The sequence below is a fragment of the Okeania sp. SIO2C9 genome (assembly GCF_010672455.1).
In the GTDB taxonomy this organism is placed as follows: Bacteria; Cyanobacteriota; Cyanobacteriia; order Cyanobacteriales; family Microcoleaceae; genus Okeania.
Window position 1 is genome coordinate 36,986 of record NZ_JAAHGO010000003.1, and the last position, 22,157, is coordinate 59,142.

A 22,157-nucleotide genomic window follows, 5' to 3' on the forward strand; every position below is an offset into this window, starting at 1 on the left:
CATGATATCATACCTCTTTTCACCAACGCCGAAACTTTTTACCTACAAAAATATAATGATGTAGCATCACAGGTAGAAACAGGTACTTATGTAAGTGGATTTTCTCATTTTATCCAAGTTGGTAGTATAGAAAATTTGCAGACTACCAGTTTTGTAGATTCATTCTATTTGGGACAAAATTCTGGTGTAGCTGAGGCAGTTAATAATGGTGTTTTTCCCACAGGTCAAGCTCACTATAGAGAATATGGTCAATTTTAACAACGCTCTGCACGTTTTACTGGTACTCCCGGTAGCGATGTAATTTTGGGATATGGGGAAGGGGAAAAAGACATTTATGGCGTTGATGTAACTCCCAGACCCAGTTTTTTAAGTTTGCCAGGTCCTGACTTCAATAATGACGGAGTCGTGACACCAGAGGAAGCTAGTCGGCAATTCGGGCAATCTCAAGAGTTCACTTCCTCGCCAGTTGTAACATATAGTGATGGCAGTAACGAATTTGATACTTTGGTGGGAAGTGCAGGTCAAGATAACTTTTTTTTGGGAGGAACAAGTGTTAATGGTCGTGGTTTTTTCACAGGTTCAACAACCTTTTATCAGGGTGAAGGAGTTGCTTTAATTCAAAATTTCGATCCATCTGATGGAGATACAATAAAACTTATCATAGGTAGTTCTGATTTTGATTTTGATATTGCGGAAGGTGAACTTGGAGCCACAATTTTAGTTGAAAATGATCCTATTGCCATTGTTGAAGGTTATGAGTCTTCACAGTTAACTCCGATAGAAGAAGATTTTCTTTTTTACCGAGAAGTGACTTTTGTTTAAAATAGCAGTCAGCACTCAGCGGTTAGCGGTCAGCTCTCAAGGCATAATATACAATCCGGTTGAATAGTTGTCATTGCGACGATAGGAAGCAATCTTCTATTCCTCCTCTTCTTTTTTTGCTTCTTCCCTTGTGATATCAAATCCGGTTAATTGCACATAGAATCCGGTTATATAATATCTGTTGAGAATTTCTAAAATTACTTCAACAGGACTTACCAGAAAATTGGGTTTAAAGCCTCGCCCTTCTAGGGCGACTTTTTAGTAGTTGATTTTATTTCAATAAATATGTTATCATATTGTTAGTTTAAGAGTCAAATTATGAAAGCTAGATTTAAGTATCGTATCTATCCAACACCGGGACAAAAATACCGAGAGCGCAAAGCTATTTGGTTGTGTCCGTGTGGTTTGGAACGATAGTTTAGCTTGTTGCCAACAAAAGTATAGATCGGGAGAAAAGAAACCCAATAATTCTCAACTACAAAAACAGTTTATCACTCAATCGAAAAAGACTGAAGACAGAGAATGGTTATCAGAAGTTTCTGCTATACCATTGCAGCAATCTTTGAATGATTTAAATCAGGCTTATCAAAACTTTTTCAAATCGACAAAAGGTGAGAGAAAAGGTAGACCTATTAAACCTCCTAAATTCAAAAGTAGAAAGTCAAAGCAAACTGCTAGGTTTACAAAGGGAGGATTTAAAGTTGGTCAACATAAAGTTTATTTAGCTAAGATTGGAAAGCTGAAAATAGTATGGTCAAGAGAGTTACCTGCTCCTCCATCATCAGTAACAGTAATTAAAGATTCCGATCATAGATATTTCTTGAGTTTTGTAGTAGAAATACAACCAGAAGTCTTACCTCAAACTGATAATTCAGTAGGTATAGATTTAGGTATTAAAACCTTTGCCACATTTAGCGATGGCACAAAGGTTGATGCTCCTAAGCCACTGAAGAAACGAATTAAGAAATTAAGAAAGTTAAGTAAGTCATTATCTCATAAAACTAAAGGGTCAAAAAGGTATGAAAAAGCAAGGGTTAGAGTTGCTAAGTTCCATGCCAAACTGAAAGATACAAGGACAGATTTTCTACATAAATTATCTACTGAAATAATTCGTGAAAACCAAACAGTTGTTTTAGAAGATTTAAACGTTTCTGGTATGGTGAAAAAGCGGTGCGACCCCGCGACGACGCCAGCTCGCTTGCGGAACGCGCACCAAGAGACCGTAAATTATCTAGAGCAATATCAGATTTAGGCTGGAGAACTTTCAGAACATTCCTAGAAGGAAAAGCAGAAAAATATGGTCGCGATTTTAGAGTAATTAATCGTTGGGAGCCTACCTCTCAAATTTGCTCAAACTGTGGCTTTAAAGGTGGCAAGCTAGACCTTCAGGTGCGAGAATGGGAGTGTCTAAACTGTGGTGCAAAACACGACCGTGATGAAAACGCAGCGATAAATATATTAGTCGCTCCTTGGGCATTCGGAGACAAAAAAGCGCACCGAACCCGCGCCGCCGAAAGGCGCAAGGGAACGCGGAGCAAGAAACGGACGTGGAGGCAAGTGTAAGACTACCGCCTACGGTAGCAGCAGCCTGTGAGACGTCAACCCGCCGAGGAGTTACGGCTCGGTAGGAATCCCCGTGCCTTTAGGCCGGGGAGGATGTCAAACAGAACTAGCATATCTAGTAGGGGCAAATGGCATTTGCCCTCTACAGATTATCCGGACATAATATAAGTCCTGTATTTATCAATCTCCGTTCCTTAAACCACAGCAGTTTCCAACATCTGAATCGTACCGCGATCGCTATCTATCTCTACCTCTACTCCCAATGGTACTGTAAATTTATTCCGAATATGACCGATCGCTGTACCATACCAAGCAGGAATACCTAGAGGTCGAATACGATCTAACAAAACCTGCCATAAAGTTAACGTGGGAAAATCATCCTCTTCATCCAGACATCTAGTACATTGCGCAAAAACAAAACCCTCTAACTGTTGCAATACACCTGCCAAACTCAAATGAGTCAACATCCTGTCTACCCGATAAACATCTTCTCTTATCTCCTCCACAAACAAAATTTTCCCTCGCCAGTCTGGTAAAAAATTTGACCCCACCATTGCTGTTAACACAGACAAGTTTCCTCCCACCAGTCGCCCCCGTGCTTTTCCACTCGTAATAGTTTCCACAATATTTATGGGAGGTTGCAAGGTCATCGCCTTTCCTTCAAACAGGATATCTTTGAGATAACCAACAGAAAATTTATTCCAGGAAGATGTACCAAAGGGACCGTGAAATGTCACCAGACCACTGCGAGCATATATCGCCAATAACAGGGCAGTAATATCGCTATAACCAATGATTATTTTGGGATTTTTCCGAATTAAGTCATAGTCTAATAATGGCAAGATGCGACTACTACCCCAACCACCTGTGGTTGTTACTAATGCTTTTACTTCGTCATCCGCAAACATGGCATTGATATCTGCTGCACGGTCTATATCTTTACCTGCTAAATATCCATAGCGATCGAGAGCATGGGTGCCAACTTTTACTTTTAATTTTTGTTGCCCTAAAACCAAATTGACGTATTTGAGTTGATGTTTATAAATCATGGTAGCAGGACTAACTACTGCTACGGTATCGCCTACTTTGAGGCGGGGTGGTTTGAGGATAGGTTGCGGTGATACTGCTGAGGCAACCTGGAGCGATCGCTTATTTGTCGCAGCGAGTTGAGTTGCCAATAAACTTAGACCTAGCAATTTTAAAAAATAACGGCGATCGCTCATCATTAAAGTAGGAATAAAAACACATAATTTTTTTGATTATATTCTATAGTAAAAAGTACAAGTAAAACCAGAATTTTTACTAATATAAATTGAAAAAAAGTTGCCTAAAAATATTAACTTGTCTTCTGGTTTTAAGATTCAATGCTATTTTTTATGATACGATATACTCAGCATTACACTATAAAAAATATAAAATGGAATTACAAAAAATACAATTAATATAGTGCCAAATACACAACAAAGCAATGAAATTGGTAAATTCACCATAAATATAGCAATTTTACTGATCGTTTCTAGAAAATTCTTCATATTCATCAGTTTTTCTCGATCTTCTTTTTTTACCTTAATTGTTGGTAAATCATTTTCTTTTTGATTCTTTTTCTGGGAAAATATTGATGATATAGCGTTTTTACTGATCAAATTATTTTGTTTTACTTGAAATTCCTTTCTCACCTTAATTGTTGGCTTAATTATTGGTAACTCGTTTTCTTTTTTATCCATTTTATCTGAAAATATTGGTAATCATAAAATAGATTTAGATTTAGTATATAAACACCCGGACAATTATATGATTTTATACTGATTTTGTACGCAGTTGATAGAACAAGCTTTCATCAGTAATGGGGTTGATTTTATGATTAGCGATCCCCTACTTAATTGTACCTCACGCTTCTTGGGAACTGCTATATTATAACTAATGCCATTTCTCAACAGTAATGTTACAAAGCTTTGTTGGGTTTATCCTGCGGATGAACTATACTAACACTTCGTTCTACAAGGGCCTGAATTTTTAGTTGTGTCACTGCACTACGTCTGGATTTAATATTCCTTTAACAAACAGTCTCTAAATTGATGAATAGCATTAAATTTAAAAATGATATTACAGAATATATTTTCTCTCTTTGAGCTAATGATAAGATAGTAAATGATGAAGTAATTTCCTTCAAGATTGTGAACTAAAAATGTCTGAAAATAATTCTTTAATTGGTCAAACTCTCAGGCAACATTACAAAATTGTAGAACAATTAGGTTGTGGGGGTGGGTTTGGAGAAACTTATATTGCTGAAGATATAGATATACCAGCAAATCCCAAACCTCAGCGTGTTGTTAAACGGCTAAAACCAACAATTAAACATCAACAAGTCCAAAGATTATTCGAGCAAGAAGGTCAAATTCTTAACCGACTTAGTAGATACGATAAAATTCCTACTTTGTATGCTTATTTTGAGCATAATCAAGAATTTTATCTAGTTCAAGAACTGATAATAGGTCACGATTTAAGCACAGAAATGAGTCAGCCTTGGAGTGAAGCTAAAGTGCTAAATTTTTTGTCAGAAATTTTAGAAGTTTTAGCTTTTGTACATCAAGATGAGGTAATTCATCGAGATATTAAACCAGGGAATATTATGCGGCGAGACCGCGACCAAAAATTAATGTTAATTGACTTTGGTGCAGTTAAAGAAGTCAGTAATATTGTAGTTAATTCTCAGGGAAAATCTAGTAGTACAATTGCAGTAGGTACTCCTGGTTATATGCCTGTGGAACAAGCACAAGGAAGACCACAATTTGCTAGTGATATTTATGCTGTGGGTATTACTGCAATTCAAGCTTTGACAGGAGTTACACCCAGGAATTTTATCCAAGATGAACTAGGTGAGATAGACTTGCAAAAATTAGTTCCTAATATCAGTGAAAAGTTAGCTAATTTTCTAACAAAAATGGTTAGGGTTAATTGGAAACAGCGTTACTCGGATGCTGCTGTAGCTTTACAAGCATTACAGGGTAATATTGAACCGATTTCTGGAATATTAAATTGGATTTTATTAAAGATAACTATTGGTTTAATTTGTCAGCATAAAAATTGCGATTTTAGTATTTTTCAAAGTTGTCTAGATTTTTTTGTAGACCGCCTTCAGCAAAATAGCACTTCTGTGAATTGTGAACTTTACAAAACTGTCAGTATGTCGCTATTAAAGGCACAAGAAAAAATTGCTATTGAATATAGAAATCAGATTGGAGGTTCTTTTCCGACAATACTTCAATATTCACCATTTCATTCTGAGCAAAAACGAGAAAATTTGGGTTGGGTTAATCGTAAAATATCTAAGTTGAAAAGTGAATTAAAAAAAATCAATCAAACAGAATATTTTACAAGTTTTCCTGAAGATATTAGTTGTTTGTTAATTCCTTTACCTCCTGTAGATGAAATTAAGAATTTATGCCAAAGTTTTATTCTGGTTTTACTCCAGGGAGATGAACCAGATGGATACTTAGAAAAGCTGCAAAGAGATGTGGGAGGTTTATTAAACTTAGTAGCTGTTAATTTCATGCAAGAAATGCGCGATAATCAAATAGTAAAAGAAATTTTTGAATGCGATTTTTTAGAGATAATTAATCAACAACTATCAGGGGATAAATTGACTCTAGAAGATTTAGAGAAGTCTCTCCAGAAAGTTAGATTAGAATTAACTGAATTAAGGATTCAGCAGGAAAAAGCAAAAACAGCGATTATCTCACAACCTATTAATTTTGATGTGACACAACCAGGTAATTCGCAAGTTGAAGAAGGAAGAAGGGAGAAGGAAGAAGAAAGAAGGCATCCCCCCTTGCCCCCCCTTGAAAGGGGGGAGGAAGAAAGAAGAAGAAAAAAGTGGATGGGGACTCAAACTCCAGGCAATTTTCAACACAATGAAAAGGAGTTATTACTGGATACTCCCTCTGGTCAAGTACCACTTCATTCTCTCTTTTATATAGAGCGATCGCCCATAGAGTCAGAGTGTTATGAAACTATTATGAATCCGGGAGCATTGATTCGAGTTAAAGCACCTAGACAGATGGGAAAAACTTCTTTAATGAGTAGAATTTTGAATTATGCTGAACAGCAAGGATATTGCAAAGCTTGTTTAAATTTTCAGTCAGCAGATGAAGAATTTTTGACTAATCTTGATTTATTTTTAAAGTGGTTTTGTGCCAGTATTACTAATGAACTGAATCTAGAAGAAAAACTATCTGAATATTGGCAAGGAGTATTAGGAAGTAAAAATAAATGTACAAATTATTTTCAAAGATATCTACTATCAGAAATTTCTACTCCTTTAGTTTTAGGGTTAGATGAAGTAGACCAAGTTTTTCAACATCCAGAAATTGCTACTTCCTTTTTTGCTTTGCTCAGGACTTGGCATGAACGTGGTAAAAATGAAGCAGTTTGGCAAAAGTTAAGGTTAGTAATTGTACATTCAAAAGAAGTTTATATTCCTCTAAATATTAATCAGTCACCTTTTAATGTCGGTTTGCCTATAGAGTTACGAGAACTCAACTGGGAAGAAGTAGAAAATTTAGTCAAATTACATCATCTAGAATGGTCTTCAGAACAGATAAAAGAGTTAATGGCAATGGTAGGAGGACATCCTTATTTAGTACGTCAAGCTCTCTATCAAATTGCCCGGGGAAGAATAACTTTAGAAAAGCTATTACAGGTCGCTCCCACAGAAGAAGGCCCCTATTGTGACCACCTACGTCGCCACTTAAATAATCTCGAAGAACACCCAGAATTATTAACAGCAATTAAACAAATTATTACGATAGACTACCCTATACCTATAGGCACAAAAGAAGGATTCAAATTACGCAGTATGGGATTAGTAAAGTTTCAAGGTAATTTAGTCATGCCTCTATGTGAATTGTATCGGAAATATTTTAGCTATCGACTGTGAAGCCAAACTATAGCGCTACGCGCAAGTCAGAAGTCAAAAGTCAGAAGTCAGAAGTAAAACCAAATTGATAAATATTTGCTACAAATAACTAGGTTATTTCTTAGGAGTCAGAATGAATAGTTTTAATACCATTTATTAGGTCATAATTTATCTTTTTCTCTTGGTGCGCGTTCCGCAAGCGAGCTGGCGTCGTCGCGGGGTCGCACCGCTTAGTTCAAGGGACATCTTCTGCACTTGTCTTTTAATAATGCTTATTATTCGTAATATTCTTTTTTTAAAATGCTATAATCCCTAACTAAGTTTGAGTGTTTATAGTTGCCCTAACCTATTTGCGTAGTGCTATAAAATTCCAAGTTTACATCTATGAATTTGTTGATAAATACTAGATTTTCACCATTTTCTCCTGTAGCAAGTCTATAAACGATGTATTTATATCATGTCCGGATAATAAGTGATAAAAGTGATAAATTTGATGGGGTTTTATATCATGTCCGCTTGAATACTTATACTTTAGTGGAAGGAAGGCACTTATGCTGAACAGAAGAAAAGGTTAGAAGGGATAAAGTTTTTTTGTCACTGATTATCCGGAGATGATATCATACCCCATTCAATTGTAGGCACCCTGTAGACGGTGAGGTTTTATATCATTTCTCAAAAACTTTTCTACATTTTGTTGAGCAGGGGAGTGGGGGAGTGGCGGTGAAGCAAACATAAGAATAATTAACATTAACTTAGGTAAAATTAGCAAAAAAGTAATTTGGCTTGTACCGATCAGTTGACAACTGAAGTATTGCCCAAGTATAGCACTAATGTATGGGAATTGGTATTATACCAAATCCGGTTATGAAAAGCTAATTTATCCAAATCCTTCTAACCCTTCTGCCTCTCTTGGTGCGCATTCCCTTGCGTCTGACGCCGACGCGGGGTCGCACCGCTTCTGCCCTCTGCCTTCTGCCTTACCTTAATACCACAATTAAAAGTGCATCAAATGTATTTATTTTATCCTGATAAAAACCTACTTATAATCCTGCCAATATGCTTTCTTTTAACAAATATTTATCCTCACTAAACAATCAGCGAAAATTCGCAAGATTACTCAGAAGTACACTGAGATTTATCTATAGTTTATTAGAAATTGCTACTATTTTACTCACCGTTATTTTGTTGATTTTAGGAATTATTTATATTGAAAATACCATAGAACAAAAAACAGAGTGGGGTAAAGCTTTTCTACAATCCCTTGAAGACTCAGAAATTCTAGGAACTATTGAAAATATTAGCATTGTCACAGCATTAGTTATTTACATTAGGTGGGGAAAAAAGAAATCCCATTATCAAGCTTGGCAGGTAATTGACTCTGCTCAAGGATTACAAATTAGCTATGCTAGAATCAAAGCGCTAGAAGAACTTGTAAAAGGAGGTGTTTGTTTAAAAGGTTTATCTTTACCTAAAACCAATTTAGACCAAGTTAATTTAGTAGATGTAGATTTTAAAGAAGCAAATCTTCAAGGAACAAAACTTTTAGAAGCCAACCTTCGAGGAGGTAAATTTGAATTAACTCAATTACAAGGAGCTTTTCTCTGGGGAGCAAATCTTCAAGATACTTTCTTTCTTTTAACTCAACTTCAAAAAGCCAATCTTAGTTCAGCAAATCTAAAAAATGCCGATATGGAGGGAGTTAATCTCTTAGAAGCAAATTTACAAAAAGCGAATTTGGAGGGAGCTTATATACTAGGAAATCTTCAAGGTGTTGACTTACAAGAAGCAAATTTAAAAGGAGCAAATCTGCAAGGTTGTTATCTGAAAAACGCTAACTTTCAAAGTGCAAATTTGAAAGGAGCAAACTTACAAGAAGCAAATTTACAAGGAGCAAACTTTCACGATGCTAATCTACAAGATACCAATCTGCAAAAAACAAAAGGGCTGAATCCATTACAGATTAAATCTGCTAATAACTGGCAACAAGCTAAATATTCTAGAGAATTTTATTCTCAGCTAAATTTACCAGAGAAATGAAGGAAGAAGGAAGAAGGAAGAAGGAAGAAGGAAGAAGGAAGAAGGCATAAGGCAGAAGTAAGAAGGAAGAAGGAAGAAGGAAGAAGGAAGAAGGGAAAATTGCTTAATTCCCTTTCCTACGGAATGCTGCGCAAAGAGCATAAGTGCCTCTTGCCCTCTGCCTTTGAGGTAATAATTATTAATTATTAATTATTAATTGTTGAACTGTTCCCTAAAATCTACAATATCTCACAACTCAAATAAGATTGCTAAATAATATGAACAAAAGTCACATTCGGCTCAACAAAACCACAAGAGAATGGGTTATTTATGCGCCAAACCGAGGCAAACGTCCCCAGGATTTTCAACAAGAAGATATAGTACAAGAAAAAGTAGAAAGTCACTCTCCAAACTGCCCTTTTTGTCCTGGTAATGAAGAGCGTCTAGGAGGTATTTTATTAGAGAAACGAAACCCAGAAAATACTAACTGGCAAGTGCGCGTTATTCCTAATAGATTTCCCGCTTTAACCCCCGATGGAAATACCGATCGAAAATTAGAAGGAATTTATCTGACCATGCCTGGTTATGGTAGACATGAAGTAATTATTGAAAGTGCCGATCATAGCAAAGATATTCCCACAATGTCTATCCAAGAAGTAGAGATAATAATTGATACTTACCATCAACGTTACATCGAACTTATGGAAATAGATGAAAGTATGATGGTCATTATATTTAGAAACCATGGTAAAAAAGCAGGTGCTTCTTTACGCCATCCCCATTCTCAAATTATTGCTACTAGCATTGTTCCCCAACATCGGCGCTGGCAAGAAGAAGAAGCTCAAAGATATTATGATGAATTTGGGCACTGTTTATACTGTGAAATATTAGCATTTGAAAAACAAAATAAAACGCGAGTAATTGAGGAAAATTCATCCTTTTTAGCTTTTATTCCCTTTGCTGCTAAAGCACCTTTTGAAATCTGGATAATGCCAAAAGAACATCAAGGTGATTTTGGTAGTATTTCAGAGCAAGAAAAATCAGATTTTGCATTAATTCTCAAAAATATTCTCACCAAATTATCAGAAAAATTAAACGACCCAGATTATAATTATGTAATTAACACTGCGGCTCGTTATAAAGCAGAAGAACCTCAAGTACATTGGTATTGTCTAATTGAACCTCGACTTACCACACCAGCAGGTTTTGAAATTGCTTCTGGTATTAGAATTAATCCCTCCCTTCCAGAACTAGATGCAGAATTTTTAACTACTTAATAGCAGGGAATATTCAACAATTAATAATGAATAATGAATAATTAATAATTAACAATTACCGAATAATGAATAATTAATAATTAAATAATTCACGCCTTGAAGCCTCTCCTTTTAAGGGGAAAAAAGAGGTCGTTTTGCTGGCGCACAACTTCGTTAACGCTACGCGACATGTTTGCGGAGCATTCCGTCAGGAAAAAGCGGAGCTTGCCGTAGGGTGGGATGGCGAGGTCTCAGAGCCATATCCAATGGACAAAGAGAAGAAATAATATTTCCTTATATTCAATTTTGTAACGTTTTTAACCAGAGGTAATTATCAATTATCAATTATCCATTATCCATTAATGAACTCCCCTTAAAAGAGGAGGCTTTAAACTACAATTTTTCGGAAAGGAAAACATTCTTCTTCCTTCTTCCTTCTTCCTTCTTCCTTCTTCCTTCTTCCTTCTAAGTTGATGCAGCAAGAGCAATAGCTCCTACAATAATTTGATGTTCTTGTATTTGAATTCTTTCGTGCAAAGTTTCTGGTGTATCGTCAGGCAAAATTGGTACAGCCGCCTGCATTAAAATTGGACCATTATCTACTTCTACATCTACTAAATGTACCGTACAACCAGTTATTTTTACTCCAGCTTCTAATGCTTGTTCGATGGCTTTAATACCTCGAAAACTAGGTAATAAACTGGGATGAATATTGATAACTTGATTAGGAAAAGCATCTATTAAAACTTTAGTAACAATTCGCATCCAACCAGCCATAATTACCCACTCTACATCATATTCTTGTAGAGTTTCAACAATTTTGCCGTCAAATTTTTCTCTATTTTTGCATTCTCGATGATTTAATAATATTGTCGGCACACCCCATTTTTCTGCTCTCTCTCTAACTTTTGCTCCAGGATTATTATAAATCATTACCTGAACTTGAGCATTTAATTTTTGATTATTTATGGCTTCCATAATAGCCTCAAAATTACTACCACTTCCAGAGGCAAGAATTCCTAACTTCAAAGGATAATTTTTTGCCGAAAAATTATCAGAGATAGCTGGAGAAATTAGAAAAGAATTAGAATTGAATTGTTGAGCTTCTGTTGTCATTTTTTCAAGTTAAATAGTGGGAATTGTTTAGATTATATAACAGAAGGAAGAGGGAAGAAGGAAGAAGGAAGAGGGAAGAAGCAATAACTGCTGCTCCCGTAATGTTTACAGCAAAGAGAAATACCTGGCACGGGAGCAAGATGCTCCCACTGTTCTCGTAACAAACATGGCCGAATAATGTACGACCGTTACAATGCGCTACCACCTATTTAATTTTTTCCCCTACTCCCCTACTCCCTGTACGGACGTTGCATGCAACGTCCCTACCTACTCCCTGCGATACAATATATTAAACAATTCCCAAATCAATCTGGAGGTAATTATGTCAGAAAAATTGACACTTCTGCCCCATGAATATCCAGACATCAGTAATATGATTCTGGAGGATGATACTCCCTTGGATAGTTTTATTAATGAAAAACAACAACGTTTACTCACAACTGTATTTTATAGTGGTGCGGAAATACCAATAAATGTTCCTTTTATCGTTGCTGCTAATGTGGGTTTATTTTCTCATGTCCGAGCTTCAGGAATTGTCCCTGATGTCTTTTTAAGTTTAAATATTGTTGGTGAAAAAGAATGGTGGGAACGTAACGTTCGTTCTTATTTATTCTGGGAATTTGGCAAACCACCAGATGTAGTAATTGAAGTTGTTTCTCCCACTCCCGGCAATGAATTAGGAAGTAAATTAACAGACTATGCAAAGTTAAGAATTCCTTATTATGTTGTCTACGATCCATTGCAAAAACTAAGTGAAACTGTACTGCAAGTATTTCAACTTCAATTTAATTCTTACATCCCTAAAAATGATGCTTGGTTTCCTGATGTGAATCTGGGATTAACTCTTTGGAGTGGTACGTTTGAAAATATTAATGGTACTTGGTTGCGTTGGTGCAATGTCGATGGAAATGTAATTCAAACAGGAGATGAAATAGCAGCAGAAAAAAATGCTGAAATATCTCAAAAGGATGTTGAAATATCTCAAAAGGATGCTGAAATATCCCAAAAGAATGCTGAAATTAAACAGGCGTTATTATTGGCAATTGAAATGGGATTAAAACTCAAGTTTGGTGATGAATTCGTAGGGATGTTATCCGAGATTTCAGAAATTAATGATGTGAAATTGTTAGAGAGAATTGTTTCTCAAATTCCCCTGATTTCTTCAGCAGATGAATTACGAAAACTATATACTGAATAGAATAATATTATGTGCGCTCGGGTAGCACGATAGAACTTAGTTCGGTATTAAAGATAAGAGTCTATATTGTAGGGGCGAATGGCATTCGTCCTTAGAGGGTTTTGGTTGTGACGATATGGTTTATCAATCTGAAAAGTCTTGTAAAACTGGAGCGATCGCTTCTTTCAAAATATCCTAAATTCTTAAAATTTCAGTTCATTTTCCCCAAGAAAATATTCTTGAATAATGTAAGTAATTACTGGACAAAAAGGGATGTACTTACCTTGATTATCCAATTTATCAAAACTATCTAGTAATTCCTTTATTTCTGATTTTTCAAGATTTTCTACAACTTCTAATATACCATCAATTGCTGCTTTACGCATTGCATTCAACTTATCAATATCTAATCCTAATTTATCAATTGTTTTCAGAGCAATTTCTTTTTCTTTTTTATCTAAAACATTAGTGGGTAAAATTTCTCCAGAACCAGTATAGCGAAAAAAATCACCACAGTTAGGTTCTAAAGGGGAAACCATCAACTTTTCTTCATACCAATCTGCTTTTTTGACACCACAATGGGGAGGTTCTTTCTTTTCTCTTTCACGTTGGCACGATGCTAATAAATTATTATAATTTAGCTGATCTGCAGGAAAAATGCTACGGGGTTTGAGGTGTTCTATATGACTATTTTTCTTATCAATTTCCATGCCACAGTAACAACAAATATAACCTTGTTCCTCAAGTAATTTTTGATGAATATTAGTTTTTTCTTTGCTCCTTAAATCATTATAGGTAGGTTGCCAATCTTCATTAGCAGACGCTTTAAATTTTGCTAAATCTTCAGGTTCATTACCCTTTTTTATATACTTCACTTTTTCAAAATCTCCCGCCGACGCATCAATATATCTGCTCTGACAAATTCTGGTTCATCAGTACCTATTTCTTCTTCAATTTCTAGCCGTAGTTGTCTAGCTGAATCAAGATTTCCACTATCTATTAATCGAAATAATTCCATCAATTTTTCTTTGATTTGTTGTGGACGTTCAGGAACTTTCATTAAATCTTCTAAAATACGATTACTATCTCTACCAAAGGAACTAGAAGGATGTTTAAGAATGACATTATCATCTATTTTTTCCAAAATATAAACGCTATTCGGTTTAATTTGACTGACAACTTGTGGAGAGTGAGTAGTAATAATAAATTGACAATTAGGAAATGTTTCTGTAAGTTTAGGAATTACTTGACGCTGCCAAGCAGGATGTAAATGTTGTTCAATTTCATCTATTAATACCACACTACTTGCTGTTAAAGGATCGCCTAAACTTGGATTAGCTATTGCTAAACGTCTTGCTAAGTCACCTACTAATGCTAATAAGCTTTTTTCTCCATCAGATAGTTGTTGAATATCAAGTTCTTGGTCTTGTTTTTTGATTGTCATTCTTGGGTAAGGTTTGCGACGGACTCTAATATCCTTAAAATCATTTTTTCCTAATATAGAATAGATAGCTTTTCTGACTGCTTCAAGTTGGCGATCGCGATATTTTATATCATCTCGAAGTTCTTCATTTTCGGTTTCTTCTATTACTCTAAACCATTTGAAAAAGCTATCAAAATTAATTTGTATTCCATCAAGTGCTTGTTCATAACCATCAACTTGTTTGAAAGAGTAGTCTTCAACTTCAATTTCTAAAGGTACACTAAGTACAGAACGATTAACAGGATAGTAAACAATTAGAGGAATATCAAGTTGAGAATTATTTTTCAATTTAGTACGAATATCATCTACTATTGATGGTGATTTTATAGATATTCCCCAACCTCCACCGTTGTTTTGAGCTAAACCTATTTGATTTTCTAAACCATCAATTGAAAAGATAATTTCACAGTCAGTTGTTTCATATCCATTTTTAATATCCTCTTCGCTAAAACGTCTTCCTTTTGATTTATCTATAAAATCATCTAAAGCTAAATCCTGTATTGTCCTTTTTGGTTCATACTGAATTCTAGATAAAAGCCAAGAAAAGAGAATTGCTATACAATCTAAAATACTAGATTTCCCTACTCCATTAATTCCAATAAATACAGTAGGTTCTGTAGTAACAAAATCAATAGTTAAATTCTTTATTCCTCTAAAACAATTAATTTCTAAACGTTTAATTTTCATCAGTTATAAAATAGAAGTTTTCATATAGTCATCATATAAAATTCAGATAATTAGTATATCCAAGTCATTGCGACGGTCACTCCGTGGAAGGAAGCAATCTCCTAAAACCTTGAGATTTTTTCCTATCGTCGCAATGACGAATCGCACACCAGATTCTATATCAGAAATAATTCGTGAAAAAAAAATTGTAGGCATTCAGTCCCCAAACCCAAATGAGATTTGAAAACCAAACTCCTACAAGCAAATACTATAACATAACTCCAGTAGGGCGTATTAATGAAATGTAATGCACTGCCTATCCTTAATATTTCGCTCAGTTACGCTCCGCTAACTACTGGACTTCTCCCCCCTTTCAAAGGTGGGTAGGGGGGGATCTTCTACCCTCTGATAATAAAGTCCTCAACTTCAAGCAATGCTCCATTACTCAAAGTGGCAAACTGAGCGCCATCACCAAAACCACCAGCACTACCATTAGTATTGTAGAATAAAGCACCATTATTAGAGTTGTAAACAATAACTGCTTCAGAAGTTGCAGCAGCATTATTACTGGTAACAGTGGCAAATTCTGTTGCGATACTGTTAATGGCAGTAAATGTTGTTTGACTCAGGAGAATTTTATCTTGACCAACAACAAAATCAGTAATTTCATCCACACCAATATCATCAGCATCAAATTCCTGATTTGTGGCAAAGATAAAACGGTCAATACTAGCACCACCAGTCATGGTGTCATCTCCACTTCCACCATTGAGGCGATCGCGACCTTGACCGCCATTCATTTCATCGTCGCCATCCCCACCAAAGAGAAAGTCAAAACCAAGACGACCTTCTAAAACATCATCGTCATCTTGACCATAAAGGAAGTCATCGCCACGACTGCCAATAATTAAGTCGTCACCACCACTACCAACGAGAGTGTCATTTCCTGTTAAACCAGCGATCGTATCATCTCCAAAGCTACCGTTGAGACGTTCATCTTCTGTATTACCAGGAATTTCTTGGTCAACTGGATCGACAATAGTGACTTGAGCAACTTGGTTTTCTACATCAACTACATAGTCTTCTGTTTCTATCAACTCAATAGTTGTGGTTTCTTCCCCTTCCGACTCCTCATCCGGAATAGTTGTCCAGGTAACAGTTGCTGTAGTTGCTCCTTCCTCAATGGTAATAGCGGAACGTGCGAGTTCATCCCCTACTGCATCGAGTTCTTCTAGGTCAGAAGCATTGGTTAACTCAGGAGGAAATTCGATATCGCCAAACGCATCATCAGTATCTGTTTCTGACCAAATCACCCGTAAACCTCCCTCTGGAGCAGCTTCACTTAAATTGAAAGTTAGGGTGTATTGACCTGCATTTTCACTAACAGTTTCGGGTTCAACATCAATACCTACTATTATTGGTTCAATGGTTTCAGTGGGGTTAACTACAAATTCACTTACTATCTGTAGTGGACGGTTAATAATATCTTCTGGGTTTGCTAATAACTCTTCCTCTGTGTAGGGTTCCACACCATAAGTGACAACGCGCAATTGTTGAGTTTCAGGGTCAATTTCAAATTCCGTCCAACCCAAGGTATGAGTAGCAATGTAGTCACCCTGAACAAGAGTCGCATCAATTTGACCGTCTGCTATTTCTAAATTATCGTTCAAACCAATAGGATCGTAACCAAGAGGAGAGATAGCACTATTGATGAGTTGTTTGAGAAAATCATCTCTGTCATTAACCTCACTGTCACCATCGCTTGCAACTGGCAAACTGTTGTATAAAGCTAGTTGTTCAGGAGTCAAGAGGTCGAATTCAACACCTAATTCAATCACATTAGGACCGAAGGGAAGGTCAAAAGCAACGGAACCCGTAGTAACTTCAAAAGCATTTAGAGGAATTTGTTCCCCACCAAATTCTTCTTGATAAGTTATGTTGTTAACGATAGTACCTTGAATATCTGCTGCCACGAATACCACGTTATCAATGTTATTCTCATCAATAAATTGGAGAATTTCTGTCCGTTCCGCAGCATAACCTTCAAAACGATCGCTTCCTACTGCAGTTCCAAAATTTTGCATGGGTTCGGGTGCCATGACAAATTTCCAGGTAATGCCATCATTTTCTGCCTGGAGTAAGTCGTTTTTCAGGTCTTCTAGTTGTGCTTCTCCTAACATTGTCCGACTGGGGTCAAAAGAAGCTGCCAGGAATGCTGCTATTTCTTCTTGAGTCGCTCCAGGAGTTGGTAATTCTTGGTCTTGGAAGGAATGACCATCTAAAACAAAGGTGGCAGCATCATTGCCGTAAGTATTGAAACGATATAATTGTCGTTCTCCTGCGGTACGGTTTTCTCCTGTATCTCCATAGAATTCATCTCGCAAAGGATTAAATTCTTGGAACGCTTGTAAACCATTTTCATAGAGTTCGGTATCGTTAGTTAACCCTGTTGTTTCTGGAAAACGGGGGTCAGTATTTGCAGGAACACCACCGGAGAATTCGTCTATAACTTCACGGTCGTCTATTGTGGCCAAAATTGATGTGGTGGCACGGAGGTCTGCCCAAGTATTTTCGCCGAAGCGATCGCTATATACTTCCTGATGTTTGGCTCGAAATTCTGCTATTGTTTCTGCTTGTGGTTTTGGTACTGCTGGAGAGGGAGTATCAGCAGAAATTATATCGCCGTGTAAAACGAAGAAGTCTAAGTCTGCTTCATCAGCATTACTAATAGCTGGATAGGGAGCAAGTTCGCCTCGCCAGTTTCCGGAAACTCCAAATTTTAAACCGTTTTGCTCTCCTAATTCGGCAGAGGTTTCAAATTCTCCTATTTCTGTTGAACCTGCTGCGTCGGTGACTCGATAATAATATTCGGTGCCGGGGTTTAATTCTTCAATTTCGACTTTTGCTGGAGCATTTGTTACTTCTGTACTAACTGTCTGAATAATGTTAGTAAAGTCGGAGTTTGTAGCAACTTCAAATGTTATTTCTCCAGGGGTGTTACTATTTGCCCATAACACTGTTGAAGTCTGAGTAGTGTCGCCACTGGCAATGCCATTAATTAGGCTGTCTGATATTTGCCGAGGATTATAACTCAAACGGTCAATTTCTAGAGGTTCTTCAAAAGCATTAGCAACATTTTCCCAAGGGATAAATTTAAAGTTAGTATTGAAGTTTTGAATTTCTCCATCTTCTGGATCTTGTAGAACTGCTTCTGGTTCATTTGCGCCGTCTTGAACTACCAATAAACCGTTCGGATAATTGTTACCTAAAGGCAAGTTAATAACATCTGCACCATCAGATTCTTCTGCTCCATCAATATTGGCAAAATCTCCTACAAAGAAGTTACCAATATATTCATTATTGCCTTCCCGTTCATAAACAGCAAAAGTATTATCTCCCTGACTAGAAGCTAATAAATAACCATTACCATTCTCAGCATAATAAATAGTTAAACCTTCTACATCCGCTTGAATATTCTCACCAACTTCATCCACTAAAATTTCTTCATTACTACCATCAACTTCTGCTTCAAATTTCCAAATTCCGAAGTTTTCTTGACCAACATAAAGAAATCCTAATTCTTGGTCTACTACCATTCCTTCGACTTGAGCACCATCCAATTCTTCACCTTCTGGAATAGGTACATCTAGACGACGAACTTCTGTGGCACTTACCGTTCCATCTTCGTTACTTGTTAACTCTAATTGAGCAATTTGGTCGCCATCTCGCTGACTAACAAAAGCGTAAGTTTCCCCAGTGTTAGGATTAGTATAAGTTGCTAAACCATAAGCAGTTTGTTCCCCATCATCTACACCAAAAATTGAAACTTCAGGGTCGCTAAGATTAGCAGCAGTAATGTTAGTAAGTTGACGAGTTTGAGGGTCAATACTCCAAATTGCTAAAGTATCATTTGCCCGGTCAGTTGCTACTGCTAAATCTACTGTTTCTTCTCCTATTTGGAAGTTATAAACAATATCGACATTGTTATAACGAACATCCCCAGGAGTATCAGGATAAATTTCTTGTAAAACTTCACCGTTTAAGTCATAAACTTCTAAACCAGCATCTTTTAATGTACTAATAACTAAACTTTGGCTTGGGTTATTAGGATGTAGATAAATTGCTGGGTCATCTGAATCAATACCTGTTTCAATTCTGTTCGTGTCTGGAGTTTCAACAGTAGGATAAACAACAGGAATACTATCAATATCTAGGGAGAAACCTAAAAATTGAGTAATTTGATTTCCAGCATTAAAATTATTATCACTAACTACCACCAAAGACTGAGACCCATCAGGCAAAACAGGTCCGAATGTCATCCCTTCATCATTATCTAAACGAATGCCTAATTCTCCGAAATCTAGTAATAGTCGTTTTTCAGCTATAGCATCAACATCAAATAACTCTCCATCAGGGTCATCAGGATTAATTAAACTGTCAAAATTTTGGATATTTGTTGTATTTTGTAACTGGACTTCATAGAGGCGAATATTATTACCAACCCCCACAGTAAAAGACCTTTCTAAAGCTAATAAAGTATCGCTATTATCAAGGGCAAGTAATTCAACTAAGCCATTATCAGCAAAACCATCTTCTGGGTCTGGAGCAACAGGAATAGGGTCAACAAAATAGAGAAATTCTTTAATAGCTTCCCCAGTTTCTAAATCGTATTTAATAATCCGAGAAGTACTCTCATTTTCCAGAGTAGGACGTTCACCATCTTGTACTAAAGCACTTTCTGTTGCTGTGTAGAGATAACGTCGGTCAGGAGTAATTGTTAAACTCTCAAACGCCTGATTATTTCTGATGCCTTGAGTGCCATCTTCATTAGGTAAAAATTTATCTGGAATTGTCAACTCATTTAATTGTTCTCCTCCTAAAGAAAATTGATTAACAAATGGGTCGATACCCTCATTAACATTTCCTTCCGAAGAGATGAATAAATTCTCACCATTAAAAGCAATTCCTTCCGGGTCAACACCATTTTCGGGAAATGGTACTCCATCATTATTTAATAGAGTAGTAAAATCTGTAAATTCAACATCTCCATCATCAAGAGTACCATCACTCCAATCAATATCAACAGTATAAAAACGGGCATCATTATTCTGACTCCGGTCATCAGAAATAGCATAATAAATTCCCAAACCTTTATCATAACTAATACCAGAAATACCACCTACTTCTGTACCTTGAAAATCCAACCCAGTCTCAAATTCTACCCCCCCAATAAACTCAATATTTGTGACAGTTTTACGATTTTCATTAGTAACATCTGCCCAAACTAAACGATGGTCTGAACTAGGAAAAGGAAAATCTCCTACTAAGTCAAATAAAGGGTTATTTTCCTCCGGCCAAAAAACAGCAGCATCAACTATTTCTTGATTTTCTGAAGGCAAAACATAATCAACTCGTAAATTTCCAGCAGAACCTTCCGCATCATTAAAATCTGCCGTATCAAAAGCAGGGTTGCCTCCATGATTTGCACTTTCTCCTCCTTGACGGTTTGTAGCATCAACTCCCCCATTACTACCAGGAGTTACTGAAGTATTAACCAGAGGATTCCCTAATAATTGATTAATAGCATTATTGAAACTATCTCCATCAACTGGGTCAGCATTTTTGTCTCCCATAATCACAAAAGAATTACCAGGATTCAAACCTCCAAAATTACCTTCGTCATCATAAATATAATTACCCTCTCCAGGAGTAACATAATCTGCCCAAAACCGAATTTCATCATGATTTCTTCTACCATTTCTATCTTCCTCCCCATCAAAAACTGGCGGAGTAGGATGACTAACTAAAACATGAACTATTTCCCCATTCACATTTATTGGCACATCCCAATGACTTTTAGAAGAAAGACGAAATACTTCTAATTCTTCCTCCGAATACCAATCATTAGGTTGGGGTGTATCAAGATTATCTGGTAATAATGCTCCTGGCATATCTTGCCAAAGAAAGTTTTGAAAAGTTCTTACTTCCTCTTCAACAATAGGATATTTTGAATATAAAACCATTCCGAATTGACCGGGAAAATTACCAAAACCAAAAGCATCATTCCCATAACCATTTTCACCAGCTGTCGTGACTATTTCCTCATTATTATCTAGGTCAAAACCAGAAGCAATACCTGTATTAGAAGGAGCAAAATATACGAAGGGATATTCTACAGGGTCTACTCCATTTTGACTTATTCCTAAATAGTTTTCTTGAAATAATTCGGCTGCTTCCCCTTCTGAGTCAAAGTCAACTTCATTAACTAATAAAACATCAGGATTGACTCTTTGAATAATTTCTGCTACTGTCTGTGCTTGTTGGTCTTGTTGTGTAGAAAGGTCTGCGACTAATTGACCTTCTTCGTTGCGGTTTAGAGATGCGTTGAAGGTGGCAAAGCGGATTGGATTTGGCATAAACTAGAAACCCTTGAAATTAATTATAGTCATAACCGTAATGGGATTTTATAGGTTCTAATTTAAGTTATGTTTATGTTTAGGTTAAATTTGGTTTATTGGTACAGTTTCAAAAGATTCAAATCTAAATAGTTGACTGTATTTTTTATTGTAGTTATTCAATTATAAATCTCCAGAAAAGAGGGAATAGGCAATAGGAAATAGGGAATAGGGGGTAAGCATTTCCTGGGGAATGCTGCGCAAACAGCTATTAGCTGTCAGCGGTCAGCTTTTTAATGAATGAAGTAAAAATTCGTTTAACTTATACTACATTTTCCACCCATAAATTGAAGCACAAGAAAGACTTGTTTTGAGTTTTTAACCCATACAATTTAAGCTAAATATTTGGGTTAAAGTTTAATTTGATATAGCAATTCCTATACTGGTAAGGTATAAAATTAGTTTTTCCTCCTGACTCCTGACTCCTCCTATAAGTATTCAACCGGACATGATATTACTTTTAGCTTTTCCTTAAACTCCCTCGTCATCATTCACACAGAAATTATCAATTATTTCCCCCTACTGCCTACTCCCTAGTCCCTCTTTTGTGCGCAATATCGTTAATTTATCTAAATACTGGCTCTTGACATTATCTCAATTAAAGGATATGTTCGAGTTAATTTGGTTTTAGTAGCCTAAATTTTTGCCATAATTTATTCTTTAATAATGAGGAATTCTATTCAAGAAA

The 22,157-nt window shown here is 36.3% G+C and carries 14 protein-coding genes; 8 read left to right on the forward strand and 6 right to left on the reverse strand.

Annotation, left to right across the window (positions count from 1 at the left end):
• The first annotated feature begins 303 nt into the window (after positions 1-303).
• The 4 genes from F6K23_RS02585 to F6K23_RS41395 all read left to right on the forward strand — a co-directional run bounded on the left by F6K23_RS02585 (position 304) and on the right by F6K23_RS41395 (position 2,385).
• Positions 304-822, forward strand: coding sequence for a hypothetical protein (locus F6K23_RS02585; RefSeq protein WP_293150236.1), 519 nt, complete (start codon positions 304-306; stop codon positions 820-822).
• 318 nt (positions 823-1,140) lie between these two features.
• Entirely contained in the window at positions 1,141-1,239 is a 99-nt protein-coding gene (locus F6K23_RS41390) for a helix-turn-helix domain-containing protein (RefSeq protein WP_367267594.1), read from the forward strand.
• Positions 1,223-2,074 carry an RNA-guided endonuclease InsQ/TnpB family protein gene (locus F6K23_RS02590; protein ID WP_367267595.1) on the forward strand — a complete coding sequence of 284 codons (852 nt, stop codon included), beginning with the start codon at positions 1,223-1,225 and terminating at the stop codon, positions 2,072-2,074. Before F6K23_RS41390 ends, F6K23_RS02590 begins: the two co-directional genes overlap by 17 nt.
• The gene (locus tag F6K23_RS41395; RefSeq protein ID WP_367267596.1) at positions 1,993-2,385 is read left to right on the forward strand and encodes a zinc ribbon domain-containing protein; all 393 of its coding nucleotides are present in this window, start codon (positions 1,993-1,995) and stop codon (positions 2,383-2,385) included. The genes F6K23_RS02590 and F6K23_RS41395 overlap by 82 nt, the downstream gene beginning before the upstream one ends.
• Positions 2,386-2,579: 194 nt before the next feature.
• On the opposite strand, the gene F6K23_RS02595 is transcribed toward F6K23_RS41395, so the two are convergent.
• Together F6K23_RS02595 and F6K23_RS02600 are read right to left on the reverse strand one after the other, a co-directional pair.
• Positions 2,580-3,608, reverse strand: coding sequence for an LD-carboxypeptidase (locus F6K23_RS02595; RefSeq protein WP_367267606.1), 1,029 nt, complete (start codon positions 3,606-3,608; stop codon positions 2,580-2,582).
• Positions 3,609-3,752: 144 nt separating this feature from the next.
• The gene (locus tag F6K23_RS02600) at positions 3,753-4,109 is read right to left on the reverse strand and encodes a hypothetical protein (protein ID WP_293150240.1); all 357 of its coding nucleotides are present in this window, start codon (positions 4,107-4,109) and stop codon (positions 3,753-3,755) included.
• Between the two features lie 461 nt (positions 4,110-4,570).
• Here F6K23_RS02600 and F6K23_RS02605 point away from each other — a divergent pair, with 461 nt between their 5' ends.
• The 3 genes from F6K23_RS02605 to galT all read left to right on the forward strand — a co-directional run bounded on the left by F6K23_RS02605 (position 4,571) and on the right by galT (position 10,593).
• Entirely contained in the window at positions 4,571-7,321 is a 2,751-nt protein-coding gene (locus tag F6K23_RS02605) for an AAA-like domain-containing protein (RefSeq protein WP_293150242.1), read from the forward strand.
• Positions 7,322-8,356: 1,035 nt separating this feature from the next.
• Positions 8,357-9,337, forward strand: coding sequence for a pentapeptide repeat-containing protein (locus tag F6K23_RS02610; RefSeq protein ID WP_293150244.1), 981 nt, complete (start codon positions 8,357-8,359; stop codon positions 9,335-9,337).
• A gap of 245 nt (positions 9,338-9,582) precedes the next feature.
• Complete coding sequence (galT, locus tag F6K23_RS02615; protein ID WP_367267597.1) at positions 9,583-10,593, forward strand: galactose-1-phosphate uridylyltransferase; 1,011 nt, start codon at positions 9,583-9,585, stop codon at positions 10,591-10,593.
• 444 nt (positions 10,594-11,037) lie between these two features.
• Here galT and purN read toward each other — a convergent pair whose 3' ends face one another.
• Positions 11,038-11,688, reverse strand: coding sequence for a phosphoribosylglycinamide formyltransferase (gene purN, locus F6K23_RS02620; protein ID WP_293150248.1), 651 nt, complete (start codon positions 11,686-11,688; stop codon positions 11,038-11,040).
• A 322-nt stretch (positions 11,689-12,010) separates the two neighbouring features.
• Here purN and F6K23_RS02625 point away from each other — a divergent pair, with 322 nt between their 5' ends.
• Positions 12,011-12,886, forward strand: coding sequence for a Uma2 family endonuclease (locus F6K23_RS02625; RefSeq protein ID WP_293150250.1), 876 nt, complete (start codon positions 12,011-12,013; stop codon positions 12,884-12,886).
• A gap of 182 nt (positions 12,887-13,068) precedes the next feature.
• Here the strand turns inward: F6K23_RS02625 and F6K23_RS02630 are convergent, their stop codons facing one another.
• From F6K23_RS02630 to F6K23_RS02640, 3 genes are all read right to left on the reverse strand, one after another.
• Positions 13,069-13,740 carry a retron system putative HNH endonuclease gene (locus F6K23_RS02630; RefSeq protein ID WP_293150252.1) on the reverse strand — a complete coding sequence of 224 codons (672 nt, stop codon included), beginning with the start codon at positions 13,738-13,740 and terminating at the stop codon, positions 13,069-13,071.
• Positions 13,737-15,035: an AAA family ATPase gene (locus tag F6K23_RS02635; RefSeq protein WP_293150254.1), complete on the reverse strand. Its 1,299-nt coding sequence runs from the start codon at positions 15,033-15,035 to the stop codon at positions 13,737-13,739. Before F6K23_RS02635 ends, F6K23_RS02630 begins: the two co-directional genes overlap by 4 nt.
• A 377-nt stretch (positions 15,036-15,412) precedes the next feature.
• Positions 15,413-21,430 carry a phytase gene (locus F6K23_RS02640; RefSeq protein WP_293150256.1) on the reverse strand — a complete coding sequence of 2,006 codons (6,018 nt, stop codon included), beginning with the start codon at positions 21,428-21,430 and terminating at the stop codon, positions 15,413-15,415.
• Between the last annotated feature and the right edge of the window lie 727 nt (positions 21,431-22,157).

Coding starts and splice junctions, on each gene's coding strand:
- F6K23_RS41390 (WP_367267594.1), top strand. CDS start 1,141: ATGAAAGCTAGATTTAAGTATCGTATCTATCCAACACCGGGACAAAAA.
- F6K23_RS02595 (WP_367267606.1), bottom strand. CDS start 3,608: ATGAGCGATCGCCGTTATTTTTTAAAATTGCTAGGTCTAAGTTTATTG.
- F6K23_RS02600 (WP_293150240.1), bottom strand. CDS start 4,109: ATGGATAAAAAAGAAAACGAGTTACCAATAATTAAGCCAACAATTAAG.
- F6K23_RS02605 (WP_293150242.1), top strand. CDS start 4,571: ATGTCTGAAAATAATTCTTTAATTGGTCAAACTCTCAGGCAACATTAC.
- F6K23_RS02610 (WP_293150244.1), top strand. CDS start 8,357: ATGCTTTCTTTTAACAAATATTTATCCTCACTAAACAATCAGCGAAAA.
- purN (WP_293150248.1), bottom strand. CDS start 11,688: ATGACAACAGAAGCTCAACAATTCAATTCTAATTCTTTTCTAATTTCT.
- F6K23_RS02625 (WP_293150250.1), top strand. CDS start 12,011: ATGTCAGAAAAATTGACACTTCTGCCCCATGAATATCCAGACATCAGT.
- F6K23_RS02635 (WP_293150254.1), bottom strand. CDS start 15,035: ATGAAAATTAAACGTTTAGAAATTAATTGTTTTAGAGGAATAAAGAAT.
- F6K23_RS02640 (WP_293150256.1), bottom strand. CDS start 21,430: ATGCCAAATCCAATCCGCTTTGCCACCTTCAACGCATCTCTAAACCGC.